The sequence below is a fragment of the Bacteroidota bacterium genome, assembly GCA_016706255.1.
Lineage (GTDB): Bacteria > Bacteroidota > Bacteroidia > Chitinophagales > BACL12 > UBA7236.
The window spans coordinates 127,333-145,226 of sequence record JADJJZ010000029.1 but is presented as its reverse complement, the minus strand read 5'-3'; the positions used below and the strand labels follow the sequence as shown (position 1 = coordinate 145,226).

Annotated in this window: 12 protein-coding genes; 5 read left to right on the top strand and 7 right to left on the bottom strand. The window is 36.4% G+C overall.

The window, feature by feature from the left end:
- Window positions 1–457: 457 nt before the first annotated feature.
- Both IPI65_18535 and gyrA read right to left on the bottom strand, forming a co-directional pair.
- On the bottom strand, window positions 458–1,642 hold the full coding sequence (locus IPI65_18535) for a tetratricopeptide repeat protein (protein ID MBK7443424.1): 1,185 nt from the start codon (window positions 1,640–1,642) through the stop codon (window positions 458–460).
- A gap of 42 nt (window positions 1,643–1,684) precedes the next feature.
- Window positions 1,685–4,246, bottom strand: coding sequence for a DNA gyrase subunit A (gyrA, locus tag IPI65_18530; protein ID MBK7443423.1), 2,562 nt, complete (start codon window positions 4,244–4,246; stop codon window positions 1,685–1,687).
- Window positions 4,247–4,731: 485 nt separating this feature from the next.
- On the opposite strand from gyrA, the gene IPI65_18525 reads away from it, so the two are divergent.
- Both IPI65_18525 and IPI65_18520 read left to right on the top strand, forming a co-directional pair.
- Window positions 4,732–5,682, top strand: a complete 951-nt coding sequence (locus IPI65_18525) for a hypothetical protein (protein MBK7443422.1) — start codon at window positions 4,732–4,734, stop codon at window positions 5,680–5,682.
- A 259-nt stretch (window positions 5,683–5,941) separates the two neighbouring features.
- Window positions 5,942–8,140, top strand: coding sequence for a hypothetical protein (locus tag IPI65_18520; GenBank protein ID MBK7443421.1), 2,199 nt, complete (start codon window positions 5,942–5,944; stop codon window positions 8,138–8,140).
- A gap of 55 nt (window positions 8,141–8,195) precedes the next feature.
- Here the strand turns inward: IPI65_18520 and IPI65_18515 are convergent, their stop codons facing one another.
- Complete coding sequence (locus IPI65_18515) at window positions 8,196–9,713, bottom strand: hypothetical protein (protein MBK7443420.1); 1,518 nt, start codon at window positions 9,711–9,713, stop codon at window positions 8,196–8,198.
- Between the two features lie 167 nt (window positions 9,714–9,880).
- Between IPI65_18515 and IPI65_18510 the strand changes: the two genes are divergently transcribed.
- Window positions 9,881–10,426: a hypothetical protein gene (locus IPI65_18510; GenBank protein ID MBK7443419.1), complete on the top strand. Its 546-nt coding sequence runs from the start codon at window positions 9,881–9,883 to the stop codon at window positions 10,424–10,426.
- Between the two features lie 407 nt (window positions 10,427–10,833).
- Window positions 10,834–11,208: a GxxExxY protein gene (locus tag IPI65_18505; GenBank protein ID MBK7443418.1), complete on the top strand. Its 375-nt coding sequence runs from the start codon at window positions 10,834–10,836 to the stop codon at window positions 11,206–11,208.
- A gap of 249 nt (window positions 11,209–11,457) precedes the next feature.
- Here the strand turns inward: IPI65_18505 and IPI65_18500 are convergent, their stop codons facing one another.
- The 4 genes from IPI65_18500 to IPI65_18485 all read right to left on the bottom strand — a co-directional run bounded on the left by IPI65_18500 (window position 11,458) and on the right by IPI65_18485 (window position 16,635).
- Complete coding sequence (locus tag IPI65_18500) at window positions 11,458–13,254, bottom strand: ABC transporter ATP-binding protein (GenBank protein ID MBK7443417.1); 1,797 nt, start codon at window positions 13,252–13,254, stop codon at window positions 11,458–11,460.
- Window positions 13,255–13,350: 96 nt separating this feature from the next.
- Window positions 13,351–14,910 (bottom strand): SulP family inorganic anion transporter, encoded by a 1,560-nt coding sequence (locus IPI65_18495; GenBank protein MBK7443416.1) that lies wholly within the window; start codon window positions 14,908–14,910, stop codon window positions 13,351–13,353.
- Window positions 14,911–14,988: 78 nt separating this feature from the next.
- Window positions 14,989–15,330, bottom strand: a complete 342-nt coding sequence (locus IPI65_18490; GenBank protein MBK7443415.1) for a cytochrome c — start codon at window positions 15,328–15,330, stop codon at window positions 14,989–14,991.
- 36 nt (window positions 15,331–15,366) lie between these two features.
- Window positions 15,367–16,635 carry an MFS transporter gene (locus IPI65_18485; protein ID MBK7443414.1) on the bottom strand — a complete coding sequence of 423 codons (1,269 nt, stop codon included), beginning with the start codon at window positions 16,633–16,635 and terminating at the stop codon, window positions 15,367–15,369.
- A gap of 358 nt (window positions 16,636–16,993) precedes the next feature.
- Between IPI65_18485 and IPI65_18480 the strand changes: the two genes are divergently transcribed.
- On the top strand, window positions 16,994–17,779 hold the full coding sequence (locus IPI65_18480) for a hypothetical protein (protein ID MBK7443413.1): 786 nt from the start codon (window positions 16,994–16,996) through the stop codon (window positions 17,777–17,779).
- Window positions 17,780–17,894 lie beyond the last annotated feature (115 nt).

Sequence of the window (17,894 nt, the reverse complement as noted above, 5' to 3'; positions counted from 1 at the left end):
TCTTTAAAAATAATGTTTTGCGTTTACGCGACATTGCTTATTGTATCACTTTTAGTAGATATAATCAAAAAGCGCAATTAGTAAACCGATAACAGCTATTCCCCTGTGAAATTTCCTAAAAGATTAAACGTATAGCTATTTCTTATTTTACTAACTTCCCCTCTCCTAAATTTTGTAGTTCAGTTTCATTAGGATTTTCTACATTAACATAATAGAAGTTGATGTGCATTCGGCTCAAAGCGACATGATAATTTTTTGCGCTTTGTTTTTCGGGTAGGTATGATTTTTTTAAAAGTAACTACTCGAAAAAGGTAGTTAAAAAAATCATACCCCAACCCCGAAAAAACAGCCTCTCCACATAACTAAACATTATGTTAAGTAGAATATCACGAAATAAGGGAGAACCAATCAGCTCTCCCTTATTCAAATGATATTGAAACAAATTATATTGTTGTAATCAGTTACCCAATTTTGCTTTCATTTCATCAGCCTTTTCTTTCATGTCTAAACGAACATAAATTTCTTTTAAGGCTAACATACAATCTGTATTTGTTGGGTCAATTTTGTAAGCGTTTTCGAAATACGGTAAAGCGCGACTGTAAAGTTTATTGCGTTCAACTTTTAGCGATTCGTATTCTTTTTCTTTTTCCAGTGGTAACGCGTTCATCACCTTGTTCATTTCAATTGCCGTGTTATAAAACAAAGCGCCTGCGTTCAGGTTAATGTCAAAACGATTTGGATCAAGTGCTAAAGCTTTATCGTAAGCAACTATTGCAGCATCAAAGTGCATTTTACCATTTGTTGAATCCAATTTGATTAATTCACCATGGGTAGTTCCCAATACAAAATACAAATCGGTATTCTTAGGATCCAGTGCTATCGCGCTTTCCAGCTTTGTAACCAGGATATCAAGTTTGTTTGCGTTGATGTAATAGTTCAACTCGGCAATCATAATATCTTTATCATTAGGCATTGCAGCGCGGCCCGCTTCAAGAATTTTGAGTGCTTCATCTGCTCTACCACCTTCTGTGTAAAGGTTTGAAAGCTTTGTATACAAATCTTTGTCCTCGTATTTGATATCGAGCAACTTCTGATAAACAGCAATAGCTTCAGCATTTTTGCCTAAACGTTCAGCCATTAAACCCATGTTGTAAAATACACCGGTATCAAGGATTGCAAGCGGATTGGCATCCATTTGAATCATATTGGCCTGATTAGCCATGTAGAAGTTCTTATACGCATCTTCAATATTTCCGGCATTGTAGGCATCTAAACCCTTCATGAAAAACAGGTTGTATGTAGTAAATAACCCTTCTGCCACCTTAACCTTGTAGTTTTTAGAGTCTTCCATTGTTAATGCCGTTTTGAACGATTCAAAAGCAGCATCCAAAGGATTTGCGATATTAGAATATTTGCCGGTAGTGTCTTTTGCTATATCATTATGAATATCTCCCCTAATAACCCAGGTTTTAGCCTGAACGGAAGTTTTTTCATTCAAAATAGCCTCGTCAATGGCCTGTTTTGCTTTGTCGTATTCACCTGCATAACGTGCGTTTGCCGCTGTAGTAACCTTACTGTTTTGAGCGTTTACAACAGATGTAAATACCATGAAAGACAGAACGATTGCTGATATGATTTTCATTTGTTTTTTGATTTTTAATTTATTGATATTCAATTCTTTATGTTATTCTTCTATATTGTTAGTTTCGGTAGGCTCCTCTCCTGTTTGTTCCTCGTTTCCGGTGATTTCCCCGTCAATTATTTGAGCATCTTCTTCTTCATCTTTTTCTGTTCTGGTAACAGATGCAATGCGGTCTCCGTCACGTAAGTTGATTAATCGAACACCTTGTGTAGCGCGTCCCATCACCCTTAAATTTTCAACCCCAATTCGAATAGCCAGTCCCGATTCACAAATAATCATCAAATCATCATTATCTGTCACATCCTTAATGGTTATTAAAGCACCGGTTTTTGGTGTGATTTTAATTGTGGTAACACCTTTTCCCCCGCGATTTGTAATTCGGTATTCTTGTTCACCGGTTTCTAAATCGACGAGCTGACTGCGTTTTCCGTATCCGTTTTCACTCACAACCAAAACAGATTTTTCTTTATCGCCCTTCTCAACAGTAATCATGCCAACTACCTCATCCTGTTCATCTGCTAATTCTATACCAATAACACCGGTTGCTGTTCTGCCCATTGGTCTAACCTTTTCCTCAGGGAAACGAATCGCTCTTCCGCTCTTAACCGCAAGCATAATTTCACAGTTGCCATTGGTCAAACGCACTTCGAGTAATTCATCACCTTCAGCAATGTTTATGGCCACAATACCATTTGCACGCGGGCGACTGAAAGCCTCTACCGTTGTTTTTTTGATGGTACCTTTTTTAGTACAGAATACAAGATAATGATTATTTATAAACTGCTCATCCTCAAGGTCATGAATGTCGATATACGCCATTACTTTATCATCCGGAGGTAAGCTAATCATATTTTGGATAGCACGTCCTTTTGAGGTTCTGGTTCCTTCCGGAATTTGATAAACCGGCAGCCAGAAACATTTTCCCTGTTGTGTAAAGAACAACATGGTATCATGCGTGCTGGCAATAAAAATGTGTTCAATAAAGTCCTCATCTCGCGTAGCGCCACCTTTTGCACCTTTCCCTCCGCGACCCTGAACACGATATTCTGTCAGCGAGGTGCGTTTGATATATCCCATGTGCGAAATAGTAATCGCAACATCTTCTTCCTCAATCAAATCTTCAATACGCATTTCACCTTCAGCAGCAACAATATTTGTGCGGCGTTCATCACCGTATTTCGCTTTGATTTCTAAAGTTTCATCTACAATGATTTGCATTCTCATTGGCTCATTCGCTAAAATTTCTTTTAAACGTGCAATATGCGCCATTACTTCATTGTATTCTTCACGAATTTTATCGCGCTCGAGGCCGGTTAAACGCTGTAAACGCATTTCGAGAATGGCTTTGGACTGCAAATCGCTTAATCCGAAACCACTCATTAAACCTTCTTTTGCCTCATCAGGCGTTTTTGATCCTCTTATGAGGGCAATTACTTCATCCAAATGGTCGAGGGCAATTAACAAACCTTCGAGTATATGTGCACGTTCTTCAGCCTTACGCAAATCATACTGTGTTCTGCGCACTACCACTTCATGGCGGAAATCGACAAAATACGCAATCATCTGTTTCAGATTGAGCAATTTTGGACGGCCCTGATGCAAGCAGATATTATTTACACCATAAGAACTTTGTAACGGTGTGTATTTGTATAACTGATTCAATACAACGGTAGCAACGGCATCCTTTTTCAAATCGATTACCACGCGCATACCTTCACGGTCAGAATAATCGTTGGCATCAGAAATACCTTCAATTTTTTTCTCGTGAACAAGCTCAGAAATTTTAGTAATGAATAAGGCTTTATTTACCTGATATGGCAATTCGGTAATCACGATATGTTCGCGACCGTTTGCTGTAGTTTCAATATTGGCAACTCCGCGTACAACAATTCTGCCGCGACCAGTTTCAAAACTTTCTGCAATACCTTCAATACCGTAAATGGTTGCGCCTGTCGGGAAATCCGGGCCTTTGATATACTTCATCAATTCAGGAATGGTAATTTCCCTGTTGCGAATGTATTCAACAATGCCATCACAAATTTCAGATAAGTTATGCGGGAGGATATTAGTTGCCATACCAACTGCAATCCCGGAAGAACCGTTGATTAACAGGTTTGGTATTTTAGATGGCAATACGGTTGGCTCCTCAAGTGTATCGTCGAAGTTATTACTGAAATCAACAGTTTCTTTATCCAAATCGGCCATCATTTCTTCGGCAATTCTGGAAAAACGTGCTTCGGTATAACGCATTGCTGCAGGACTGTCACCATCAACCGAACCAAAGTTACCTTGTCCATCCACTAACGGATAACGCATGCTCCACTCCTGCGCCATACGCACCATGGCATCATAAACTGATGTATCACCATGCGGGTGATATTTACCTAATACCTCCCCAACAATACGGGCAGATTTTTTATAAGGTTTGGCATAGTTAACACCCAATTCCTTCATACCATACAACACGCGACGGTGAACGGGTTTCAGACCGTCACGCACATCAGGTATCGCACGGGCAACAATTACCGACATCGAATAATCGATGTAGGCTGTTTTCATTTCTTCCTCAATATTTATCGGAATTATTTTTTCGCCTTCAAACATGTCTTTTTTCTCCTTTTACGCTTGGTTTATTTTCTCGTGTAAAAACTGGTTATTTTTTGAGAGTACAAAGGTAGTGATTTTAGTCCCTAAACCATAGTAATTAAGGGTTTTGAATGGTCAAGTTTTCAACATTTTATCTGCATTTTCAATTAATGCAAATTATTTTGACCCTGATATTACATTTTTGATGCGACAAAGCAGGAAAAGCTATGGGTTAGAAGTAGAATTAAACCGAATAAAAACAGGGGTGCCCACTGACGTGGAACGACCCCTGATCCCCATGAAAACACACAATAGTATAACCGTTTTGAGGTCAAAAAGTTTCACTTTGAGTGTTAAATGTCGTTAACAAACTATGGAGAAATGTGAAACCCGAATCCTATTGAAAATGTGCTTTATGAATAACAAGCAAGTGTTGTTATTTTTGATAAAAACTTATTTAGCTAAAAACTAGCTACAATTCCTCAAAATAACACATATAAAAAATGAAAGCATATGTAGTTTTATTTACCATTGTTTTTAGCTGCTATTTAAGTTTATCCGCTCAAAACAATTCAACAAATACAGAAAATATTCCAATCCGTATTTGTTTTGCAGAGAATCATTTTGAGCACACAATTGACAGCAATTTTTTATTAATAAAAATTGATAGTATAAACTATTCCGTTACACATTTTTATCCATCTGGTAATGTCGAATTTCAAATGATGGCTAAGTTGCACTTTCGATCAGATACCACTTGGATATTAGATGAAGAAACTTATGAGGAAAATACAGCAATAAAGCAATATTATGTTTTACTTGCAGATGGACCTTTTGACTCATGGCATGAAAACAATCAAAAATACATGAGTGGGAATTTTTCCAATTGCGCAAAAAATGGTTTGTGGGAATATTATGATGAGGCTGGAGTGATTGCCTGCACTGAGTTGTGGGAAAATGGAGCCATTAAAAACAAATTGTTTAAAAACCAATATGTTGATTTAAATAATCGTATTAATTCAAATGTTTTCAGCATTACACAAGATTTATTAGAAGCTACTTTTATGATGCAAAATGAAAGCAATGATACCTTGCAGAATTTTGATAAATCGATGTATGTTTATGAACTTGGAACAGATACTTTGATTATTCAATATTCCGGTGATAGAATACGAAAAAAATATACAACTCATTTGTTCATAAAACGGGGCTCAGATTTTATGCATATTTTTGATGGAAATGCGATGGAAGAAAAAATAATTGCTATAGGATATGAATTATTTTATGCAGATGGTCCTTATATATCCTATTGGCCAAATGATTCAATTTATGAATCAGGTAATTTTAATTTAGGATATCGAAATGGCGAATGGTTGAAATACGATGAAACCGGAAAAATTATTTCGAAAACAACCTGGAAAAATGGAAAAATAATCGACTTACAGACTTATTAAGCGTTTCGTTTTAAATATAATTTACAGTCCGCTTTTCTGCAACTTGACTTTTAATAATGCTATAGCTTAATCTGCTCATTATCAGTTTGTTATATAGAATATTCATTTGTTTGATTTTTTATTGAATCAATATTTTTAGTTACCCGCCCGATTTATCCTGCGCTAATCTTGCCTTGTCGAATGAAATTATTTTCATTGTGGCCGGCACAATCGGAAAAATTTCAGGGTTACGTTTTTTAACCTCAATAAATTAATTACAATGAGTATCTCTAAAAATTTAATGCTGAATGAAAAAGAAATCGGCATGTATTTAAATGAACGGCATCAGTTGCTGTTTAAAAATGTTTTTACATCTCCAATAAAAGCAAACTATATTACTTACTGGGAAGAATTAACCTGTGTGGGTTATAATCCTGAAACCAACAGACTGGAAGCTGTAGTTAGTGTGAAGCAGTCGACAGGTTACAGCACCAGTTTATGTTCAACCGGTTCGAAAGAATATGTTCGCTTTTTTATTGATTACCATGATGGCGCCGGATTTGTTGATGCCGGAATGACCAATTTTAAAGCAGCGAATATTGCTGATGGAACACCAACAGCACATCCCATTCAGTATATGGCATATATTTATCCGGATACTGCTGCGCACAAAAAATATTTAGGCTGCAACAAAGCAGTAATTCCTACCGTTCGTGCAATTTTATCATGGAACCTTGCTATCCCCAACAACCCTGACTATCACCCGAATTATGGTAATGTAATTGAACGTAATATTCAATTAAAACCATTACTCATTTTTAAACCGTTTAATCCCGGTGATCTGGTATTTTATCCGAAACCAAAATTTACTGATATCCCTAAATTAGTAGATTTTGTAACACCAACACCTCCCCTTCCGCCAATTGAACATTTGTATAAAACATACAAAGCTGCAAAAGTACCTGAGCACCGCATGTTGTATACTTCTATCGCACCTTTTGTAATGGATAAACCATTTGCGGCAAGCACATTAAAATATCAGCCAAATGAAATTGCACAAATTGGTGTTGACTATGATAAATTAATTGAATTAATTGTTGGTAATGACGACAAAGCCGATGTGAATTTTGAGGAATTGGTTTGTGTTGGTTTAAATACGGCAACCGATACATTAGGTGCAGTTGTGCATATTAAAAAGAATTCAGGATACAGTGGTGATTTATGCAGCACCGGCTCATCCGAATATGTTGCATTCTGGGCCGATTGGGATAATAACGGAACTTTTGATAATCATCTCGGAACTGTTGAAGTACGCGTGCACGATTTAGATAATATGCCTGCTGAAGGATTGTATTACAATGTTGCATTACCGATTGATGTTACACAACATTTGCGTTCATGCAGCAAGCCAAATGTAGTTCGTATTCGTGCGGTATTATCATGGGCATCTTTACCATCAACAACAAATCCGAACGTATTAAACCATTGGGGAAACAGAATGGATGCTTTAGTTCAATTACGTCCGGGTAAAACAAACGATGGTGATTTGGATATTGTAATTACAACCGTAAATGAAATTAGCATTAGTGATATTAATGCTGACGGACTTGCTGAACCTTTAGCGCCATTTCCAAATGCAAAACGACCATTTGGTGGTGAAATTATGTTGAGTGGTTATTTCACCAACAGTGGTGCTCCGGATAATATTCATTATCGCGTTGAATATAGTGATAATGATGGTGCATCATGGAATCCGGTTTTAGATAAACAACGTTTTATAATTGAAGGATTTCCATCGCCGGTATTAAATGATCAGGACCCTTCTTTAACAGGTGGATGGTTAAGTTATAAAGGCAGTACTGCACCTTTACAAATTATTCGATTTAATGCACTTGCTGTGTGGAGTTCAGGAAGTAAAAACGGTAAACATAAATTGCGTGTAGCATTTACTGATGAACCATTTACCAATCCATTTAATCCGATAATAATTTCTTACAGCAATGTGGTAACCATTCATTTGGATAATGATGGATTTTTAGTAAATCCGGATCCACATGTTGCCGGTGATCCACTCAGTGCTTTACATGATGTAGATATTATTATTGATGGCGGTGAATGTAATTTTTATCAGTCAGGAACCAATACATTACTTACCGGTTCAGTTAAAGTGCGCGATGATTACTTCCATAGCTGGAGTTTAGATTTGCAACCATCGTCACATTTTATTGCACCAGCTACTTTAGGTACAATTGTTTCACCAACAGGTAGAAATTGCACAAGTGAAAGCGACTATGGTGATACTGCACATGCATTTAGTATTGACCTCACAAAATTAGATCCTTGCGGATATACAGTTCGCGTATATGCACATGACCGTGCTTTGGTTGGATACCGAAGTTTCTTTTATGATGGAACTTATGCCTACGGTTTAACCAATCACCAGGGGTATAAATATGCAGGTTTTTCTATTTTACCTTAAGTATTTTATTTACTACTGTTACAACATCTGTCGGCGTTTGCTGGCAGATGTTTTTTTATTTAATCATGATTTCAGAAATCTTTTTATTTTTTATTCGGCTGTCTAACCAAAGCTGCACTTCATCTGTTCCCGTTACGGCTGATTCCGATTGGGAAATGAGTTGTTGTAATTTTAATTGGGCGGCTTGTAATGCATTGCCTCTCTCCTTTTTACCGGGACTGCGTAATAATTTTTTCATTAATTGCAGCAGCAATGATTCCACTTCATATAAACGGTTAGTTTCTTTTAAATGGCGACGTGTAGAGCGCATTAAACTTTCTAATAATTCAATATTTCCAAGTTCAAAGTGGACAATTATCTGAATAATTTTTGCAGAATCTTGTATATCCTGACGAATATTTTCCCAATCGCCAAAAATTATTTTATTAATCCAAGTGAGACACTCGTCAAATGCTTCGGTAACAAAAAATAACACCGCTACATTGTAATATATGGTGAGGATTCTGCCTTTAGGTAACTTACTACCGAATTTTTTTAATCCGGATTCAATTACCGGTACTAATTGCTGAGCATCAGTGAAACGATTCGTCTGGATATAAAATAGTAACTCTAAATAAGTACTGTTTTTAAATATTTGAGATTCCTCTTCGAGGTTAGTTGGAAAAATAGATTTAATTTTTTCGAGGGTAGCGGCTATTTGTTCTAAATCGTTAATCTGAAAACAACTGGTCAGATAATTATTGAGGGAATTGAGATAACGCAATGATTCATCCTGCTGCATTTTAGGATACGCTTCGTAAGCAACCATTATTTGATGACGGTGATATTTAGATTTAAAAGCATCACCAATTAAATGTGCATGATCTGAATGAATTAGATGGTACATGATGGTGGCTTCAAAAGTAGTTGCCTGTTCGCTATTTGCAAGGAGAGGATTTTTCATTATTTTTTGAACCTTATTTAATAGTCGTTCATCTCTAAACTGATAATACTGTTGCAACATCACAAATAGCTGGTCGTATAAGTGATGATATTTCAACTCAAGGGTAATATTTTGCAAACAGGCCATTTCTTCTTCCGACGATTTTTGCAATGTATTTTCGCTGCTTTTTTCGAGGGTATGACGCATTAAACGTCGTTGCAACGAAAGAATTTCAATCAGCATAAAATTTCTGTTGAGCGCGTGTGCTGATTGTTTTATCGTTTTTAATAATTTTAATGCTTTGTCGTACAAGCCCTTCTGCATTAAAAATTCGATATCCAATAAACGTAAGCTTATGGCATGCGTTTCGTTATCATCCTCATGATAGGCGCGCATACTTTTTAAAATAAGATTGTAGAGATAATTTTTTACGACTGCAAAGGAAGTGGTCGGAATAATTTTGTGCAGTTGCTTCCTGATTTCAGTTTCATCATAATTGCCCTTTTTTCCAGCAGCATCAACCGCATCAAATAAGTTGATATAGGCATTTGATTTACCGATTACATGGCGTTGGGCGAAAATTTTAAAATATCGTTTTTCCGTCTGATTCAAACTTTGAATAAGGGAAAGCAGGTCGTCTGTAGCTATCATGACGTTTAATAATGATTTCTACAAATATACTATATTTATTGAGTTACAAGGGCAAAAAGTTAATAAATACGGTGTCTTGACGTTTAATAATAATAGGATTTTAGGTTTGCCGCTTTATACTTGAGATAAGTATCTTAGCAGTTCAAATAACAACCCAAAAAATCATTATGAAAAATTTTAAAATTTTATCCTTGCTGTCGGCTTTGGCGCTGGGATGGTGGCTTTCTTCATGCGAACCAACTGAAACACAACCGGTAAAAATTTCGGCAGAGGCGTTTCAGGTTACCCATTCGGGCGACAACTATGTAATACAGATTGGTAAAACCGGCCAGCAATCTAAAACGATTGGCACTACCGATATTTCAGATACAGGTGCTGTTGCTATTGGCACCACAGATATTTCAGATACGGGATCAATTATAATTGGTACTACTGATATATCGGATATGGGCGGAACAGTTGTATTGGCAGATAATATGATTTTGGCATTTACCTACAATAACACGACAGGTTTAATGGAAACGTTTTCTGCGTTGCCGGGTGGAGTTGTAAAAAAAGAATGTTATCCATTAACTGTTAACATTTTAGTTGCCCATGGTTTTGTAAATGTTCGCAACTCCGATGGCTCCATCACCCGCTACGACGCCACCGCAAACATCGTTTTCATCAAACACGAAGGCGACCAGATTTGTATTTATACGAAAGCGAGGTAAATGTTTTTTTGTTAAACAAAAGGCACAAAAGAACCCACAAAAAAAATACAAAAATATTTAGCGTATTTATTGTGGTTTTTTTTGTGCCTTAATCACATTGCTTTTTTAACCACGGAGTCCACAGAGAAAATACACGCAGAGGTCACAGAGGAATTATTCGTAATCTGCTAATTAATCAAATTTCAAATAAAATTGTGGGTAGTAATTTTAATTTAAACCAATATTCTCCGTGAACTTTGCGTGTATTTTCTCTGTGTTCTTTGCGGTTTCGGCTGTTTTTACAAAATAAAATCAACACTTCAAATTCAACTTCGGAAAGGATGTAAGCGCTTAAGGTTTATAACACAGATTTCAAATCAATTTCTTTTAGGGACTTTCAAATCTTTGTTTACCCTAAAAAAAAATGTATGAAAGAAAATGATATTGCAACTAAAGTTATTGGAATTGCTATAGAAGTCCATAAACAATTAGGTCCTGGATTATTGGAAAGCACTTACAAAGCCTGTTTGGCACATAAACTTAAACAGGCAGGTTTTCATGTTGAATGCGAAAAAGCAATTCCGGTTGTTTTTGAAGATGTAAAATTGGAATGTGGTTATCGTGCAGATTTAGTTGTTGAAAGATGCCTTGTAATTGAAATCAAAAGTGTCGATGTTTTAAATGATGTTCATTTAGCACAAGCCTTAACCTATGTAAAATTAGGCGGTTTTAAATTAGGATTATTAATAAATTTTAATACACTTTTTTTAAAGGATGGTATTAGAAGAGTTATTAATTCATAATAAGATAGTTTTTTAAACCATAATGTGCACAGAGGAAATTCACACAGAAATCATAGAGAAATTATTTGTAACTTTTTTTTAGCAATCATATTTTAAACACTGCTGAAATTATTATTTCGAATTTAACACAATAATCTCTATGAACTTTGCGTGCCTTTCCCCGTGTTCTCCGACGTTTCGGTTGTTTATTTTACAAATTAAAAATCCATACTTCAAATTAATTTTGAGGCAGCGAAATTATAAGTGTAATTAAACAATCGTAGGTGTGAATTTTTTGCGTTCGCCTACTTGTTGGCGCCACATGGCGTAGTAGAGACCTTTTAATTCCAATAATTTATCGTGGGTTCCGGTTTCGGCCATTTCACCTTGCTCGAGCACATAAATTCTATCTGCATGCATGATTGTACTTAATCGGTGTGCAATTAATATGGTAATCTGCTCACCATGAATTGAAATATCTCTGATGGTATTCGAAATTTCCTCTTCCGTTAAAGAATCCAAAGCAGAAGTAGCTTCATCAAAAATTAATAAACGCGGCCTGCGCAACAACGCCCGCGCTATACTTAATCGCTGCTTCTCCCCTCCTGATAATTTTAAGCCGCCCTCACCAATAACCGTTTCAATTCCCTTTTCTGCGCGTGCAAGCAAATTATTACAACTAGCCTTCTGCATTACATCCAATAAATCAGCTTCAGTTGCCTGTGGATTTACAAATAATAAATTCTCTTTAATGGTTCCTGCAAATAATTGCGTGTCTTGTGTAACAAATCCTATCTGATTTCTTAAATCATTAAAATCAATTGAATTTTCGTCGATATTATTATATAATATTTTGCCTTCCTGCGGACGATACAAGCCCACCAACAATTTCATCAGCGTACTTTTTCCCGAGCCTGAAGGACCAACAAATGCAATAGTTTCACCTTGCTTTACATCAAAACTAATTCCATCGATAGCAGGATTATTTGCAGTTTTATGTTGAAAACGTACATCATCAAACTGAAGTGATTTAATATCTCCAAGTTGTTCAGGATTTTCAGGATGAGCCTCCGGTACTTTATTCATCAACGTACTAAAATTGTTCAGCGATGCTTCAGCTTCCCGATAGGATAAAATAATATTTCCGATATCCTGTAATGGTCCAAATACAAAAAATGAAAATACCTGCATGGTAACTAATTGCCCTGCATCCATTGAATCTTTAAATATCAGCCACATTAAAATAAATAAGATAATTTGTCTCAATGTGTTCACAAATGTTCCCTGTATAAAGCTGATACTTCTGATACGTTTTACTTTTGTTAATTCTAAGCCCAATATTTTATAGGTATTTTGATTTAACCGCTCCACTTCCTGATGTGTTAAACCTAAACTTTTTACCAATTCAATGTTGCGCAGCGATTCAGTAGTAGCACCAGCTAAGGCAGTAGTTTTGCCAACAATATTTTTTTGAATGATTTTCACCTTTTTACTCAGCACATTTGATATCACTGTTAACAAAATAATACCAATAAAATATACTGCCGGAATATACCAGTGAATAAATAAAGCCGCATAAACGAAAACAAAAACAACACCAACTAGTATACCTAAAAGCACATTGATAAACATGTTCATAAATCTTTCAACGTCGGTACGAACTTTCGTTAAAATGGATAAGGTTTCGCCACTTCTTTGATCTTCAAAATCCTGATAAGGTAATTTCATGGCATGTTGTAAACCATCGGTAAACACCTTAGCCCCAAATTTTTGAATAATCACATTGAGGAAATAGTCCTGAAAATTTTTGGCAATACGGCTTACCATGGCAACTGTTACTGAACCCAACAGCAACATAATTACACCCGGACTATTCCATGAAAATGAGTTGAAATAGCGTTTCCAGTCGTATGAAGCTTCGTGTTGTTTGAAATCTGCAGCAAGATTTACCAATTTACCTAAAATGATAGGGTCCATTAAAGAAAACCCTGTATTGATTGCGGCCAGTGCCAGAACAAAGAAAACCAGCAGCTTGTGTGGTTTTAAATAAGATATTAATATTTTCATAATGTAATGCCAGAAAACTTACAACTCAAATGTAGCCCGTCGGGTTCGGAAAAAGAAATTTTTATTGTTCGTAAGTGATTAATTGCCCTGTTTTAGTTAATGTAATTCGATAATCGGCACTTCGGGTATATCCTTCATGATTAGCTGAATATGTCTGTTATGCGCCTTGGTTTTAAATTCCTGGAAAATTTCCAATACATCACGGTCAATATAAATGCTGTCCGTTCCGATAATTTCTACAATCGCATAAACTGGTAGTTTATCCAACATAACCTGAATACGTTTTTTGTTCAGAAAACTGACATTTAAAGCCAACTCGATGGTAAAATGTTTGGTATGGCCTTCCGTTCTTTCTTTAATGGTAAATCCTGCCTCGTAAGTATGTTTAATTAAAAAATAAATGGCATATACAACACCAATTAGGACACCAATTAATAAATCGGAAATAAGTATTGCACCTAACGTTACAATAAATGGTAAAAATTGTTCTCTTCCCTGTTGGTAAACTGCCTTAATCATTTTTGGTTTTGCGAGGTTATAACCGGTGCTGATTAATAAAACGGCTAAAACACAATAAGGTATGGTATTTAAAATATTTGCAAGAAAAATAATTGCCAGTAATAACCAAACACCATGTAGAATTGCGGACCATTTTGTTTTAGCACCTGCCTCTGCATTTGCCGAGCTGCGGACAATTACAGCAGTTATTGGTAAGCCTCCGATAAATCCACTAACGCAATTGGCGGCACCTTGTGCTACGAGTTCACGGTTTTGTGGTGTGATGCGATTAAACGGATCTAATTTATCTATTGCTGCTATACTTAACAACGTTTCGAGAGAAGCAACAAAACATATTACGACTGCATTTTTCCAGATTGTAGAATCTGTAGTAATTAAATTAAAATCGGGAAAATGAACATCTTTAAAAACATTTTCCGGAATATTAACAAACTGCGCATCATTTAAAGCAAGTGCAGGGATAAAATTGTTTAATAGAAATGCACTTCCTGCCCCAAAAAAAACGATAACAAATGATGAAGGCAGATATGGTATTTTTTTAGAAAGATTTCGCTTCCAGAAAATCAAGAGTATTAATGATAAACAGGCAATTAAAATTGCACCCCCGGATGAATGTTGATACACACTTCCAATATGTTCAAATCCATGATTAAAGGTGAAAATATTAAATAATTGGTTCGTCCAGAAATCAGGCTGGTCGTACCCCAGCATAAAAGGAATTTGTTTAGCGATGAGCATGATACCGATTGCGCTCAGCATGCCTTTAATTACTGCCGAAGGAATAAATTGTGTAAATCCGCCCAATTTGAAAACACCCAGTAAAATTTGGAAAACACCTGCCAGCATTACTGCGAGAAAAAACAAATCGATATTTCCGGCACTCAAAATAATTGCAGCACAAATACTGGTTAATCCCGCTGCAGGCCCGCTGACACTGAGTTGTGAGCGACTAATCAATGGTACAAATATCCCTCCTACTACACCGGCTATCAGTCCCGCATACAAAGGCGCGCCACAACCGAGGGAGATACCGAGACAAAGTGGTAAAGCGACAAAAAATACCGTAACACTGGATTTAACATCGTGTTTTAAAAATGATAACAGGTAGGTATTAAACCTGTGGGAAGTAATTTGCATGATAAAATCCAAAGTTGAGGATAATATCTGCAGTCCGCATATTTACTTATGCAACATGAAGTGTGCATTGTTTAGAAGTTATTCTGCCGCACCGGAAGCAGCCCAATTTACAATAACCGCAATATTGGCATCACTCAGTTTATCGGCTTTTTTAGGCATGGCTTTAGCGCCATCGGCATGCTGAATAGCCGGAATAAGTTTACCTGTTGTGCTGTGTTCTTTCACTTTAGCATAAGTAGTTAAATCAATTCCACCGGCCGGGCGACCTGCGTTGTGACAGGTTGAGGCACAATTTGCGTCAATAATTGGTTTTACATTTTCAGTATAAGTGAGCGGTTTTGCAGCTGATTTACTTGCTGAACAAGATACAGCTACAACCATTGTAGTAATTACTAAAGAACAAATTGCAATTAATTTCATGCGCCAAAAGTTTTGGTAAATATAAAAATATCCTGCTTATTGCGCGAGTTCCGGATTGTTTGCAGGCATTGGAGGCTGTTCTTTTTTATCAGCATTCACCATGCGGTTAATAATAAACATCATAATTAATGTTATTACCATTGCCAATGTAACTACATACCCTAAAATTGGATAATGACTTAATTTTCCGGAATCTTCTTCTACAACAATTAAACCCGCAAGAGAAGCTGCTAAACCGCCTGCAAGTTGCTGTATACTTGAATTAAGACCCATAAATGCACCTCTGTCTTGCGGGTCAGGAACGGCAGACATTAGCGCTTGAGCTGAAATAATTCGAGAAGTAATTCCGATAAATAAAATGATATTAATTACAATGGCCATCCATAAAGGTGTGATACCTAAATTACAATAAATTAATACCAATAAAATGGATAGTAATGTTCCAAAAATAAACATGTTGTATTTACCGATTCGGTCGCTTAATCTTCCGATTATTGGTCCTGCTAATAATGTAGCACCACCTGTAAACATATAAATCAGTGGAATATGTTCTAAATCGATTCCCAAATTATTTACGGTAAATGCACTCCCAAAAGGCATGAGCATAAAACCACCTGTTGCCAATAAAACGGTTGCGCCAAATCCCGTTAGATATCTTTTTCTGGAAATCGTCATCCATAAATGTTTAAATGGAGAAACTTTTCTTTGAATTAATAAATGGTCGGTAATCGGTTTTAATTTTATCAGAATTATAAAAAACACGACAGCGCCAATTCCTGCAATTAAAACAAATGGAGCATGCCAGTTTAAGGTATTTGCTAATTGCAAGCCGATAGGCAAACCCAATACCTGACTAGCTGCAAATGCCATTTGAACAAAACCCATAACGCGACCACGCACTTGCATAACAAATAAATCGGTAGTTATTGCAAAAACAACGGCACCCATTACACCACCAAATAAACCGGTAATAATACGGGCAATTAATAAGGAATGATAATCAGGTGCAAGACCGCAAAATACCGTTCCAACTAAAAATCCGGCATAAAAAAAGAGCAACATTTTTTTTCGGTCGAATTTATCTGCAAAACCAGAGGCTAAAATGCCACTGATACAGGCGGAATAAGCGTATGCGGAAACTAAGTGACTAAACTGGACCGGAGTAATATCTAACTCAGGCATTAAAATGGCGCCTAAAGGTGAAAGTACCATGAAATCGAGTACTATTGTAAATTGTAAAAATGCCAGAACTGCGATTACAAACCATTGGTAACCGGTAAAAATTGGTTGTTTTGCTGATGTCATAAATGCCTGAGTAATTTCCCTAAAACGGTAATAACGTAAATTAGTTCCCTGCCTGTAATTTGAATTGGACTGCAATGGTACTATGATATTTCGACTTCTTTAACAGGAATTAAGGTAAACTGATTAAATACATCGGTAATTCGTCTATTTAAGCATACAATTGCATTTTTTTGGTGAAAACCTATGCTACCGGTAAAGGCAGGTAAACCGGTAAATTTGAGCAGTTTATACTTATTTGATTATCAATTGCGTTTCATAATCTGTCTTTTATGGATTTAAAGATGGGGTTATTGCTAAATTAAGACCCTTTCGATTATGGAATATTATTTGTTTAATCATCTCATATAAAAAGTTTATTATGAACCAGGAAATCAAAAAAGACGTCGCTGCGAAAAGGAATAGTTTTTTAATAACTACGGCAATTTTATGTTTTATTACGGCAACGCTGTTTTTATTCAGTTTCATGCCTCCTGATCCGCCTTTGGAAGGTGAAGGTTTATTGGTAGATTTTGGTACGGATATGACAGGGCTTGGTGTTAATGAAACTACAGGTTCCAGTGCTCCGGCAGCTCAACAGGCTTCTCAACCGGTTAAAAGTGAAGTAATTACACAAAACACTGAGGAATCGGTTAAGGTAAAAGACAATAATACCAATACCAAACCGCAAAATACCTCAACTAAACCTACAACCGGTACCAGCACTAAACCAAGCAATACGATTGATAAAGATCAATTATATACCGGACCCGGTAAAAACACCGGTCAAACAGGTGCAAGTGAAGGAACTTCAACCTATGGTGGTAACCAGGGTGTTGAAACTGGTGACCCAAATGGATATCAGGGTGTAGGTTCAGGAATTGGTGATGATGGTACTGTTGGTTGGTCATTGTCAGGCAGAAGTGCAAAAACAAAAGGTCAACTTTCTGTTGATCACCACGAAATTGGTGATATCCGCATAAAAATTTATGTGGACAAAAATGGTCGAGTAATTAAAGCTGACTATGAGCGAAGTGGTTCAACCATAACTGATAGCAACTTAATTAATAAATCAAAAGAAGCAGCTATGAAATGGGTTTTTAACGCAGATCCAAAAGCGCAGGAAACTCAAATCGGATATATTACATTCCACTTTAAGTTACAATAATATTTCCCGCCACGACCGGAAGTATTATATGAAAAGAGCAGCGTCTTCAGTAAAACGAAGGCGCTGTTTTATTATACACAATTGTTCCATTTTCAAATACCACTATTATTTAGTC

Excerpts from the sequence above, each read along its gene's own strand:
- IPI65_18535 (MBK7443424.1), bottom strand. The coding sequence starts at position 1,642 with ATGAAAATCATATCAGCAATCGTTCTGTCTTTCATGGTATTTACATCT.
- gyrA (MBK7443423.1), bottom strand. The coding sequence starts at position 4,246 with ATGTTTGAAGGCGAAAAAATAATTCCGATAAATATTGAGGAAGAAATG.
- IPI65_18525 (MBK7443422.1), top strand. The coding sequence starts at position 4,732 with ATGAAAGCATATGTAGTTTTATTTACCATTGTTTTTAGCTGCTATTTA.
- IPI65_18520 (MBK7443421.1), top strand. The coding sequence starts at position 5,942 with ATGAGTATCTCTAAAAATTTAATGCTGAATGAAAAAGAAATCGGCATG.
- IPI65_18515 (MBK7443420.1), bottom strand. The coding sequence starts at position 9,713 with ATGATAGCTACAGACGACCTGCTTTCCCTTATTCAAAGTTTGAATCAG.
- IPI65_18510 (MBK7443419.1), top strand. The coding sequence starts at position 9,881 with ATGAAAAATTTTAAAATTTTATCCTTGCTGTCGGCTTTGGCGCTGGGA.
- IPI65_18505 (MBK7443418.1), top strand. The coding sequence starts at position 10,834 with ATGAAAGAAAATGATATTGCAACTAAAGTTATTGGAATTGCTATAGAA.
- IPI65_18500 (MBK7443417.1), bottom strand. The coding sequence starts at position 13,254 with ATGAAAATATTAATATCTTATTTAAAACCACACAAGCTGCTGGTTTTC.
- IPI65_18495 (MBK7443416.1), bottom strand. The coding sequence starts at position 14,910 with ATGCAAATTACTTCCCACAGGTTTAATACCTACCTGTTATCATTTTTA.
- IPI65_18490 (MBK7443415.1), bottom strand. The coding sequence starts at position 15,330 with ATGAAATTAATTGCAATTTGTTCTTTAGTAATTACTACAATGGTTGTA.
- IPI65_18485 (MBK7443414.1), bottom strand. The coding sequence starts at position 16,635 with ATGACATCAGCAAAACAACCAATTTTTACCGGTTACCAATGGTTTGTA.
- IPI65_18480 (MBK7443413.1), top strand. The coding sequence starts at position 16,994 with ATGAACCAGGAAATCAAAAAAGACGTCGCTGCGAAAAGGAATAGTTTT.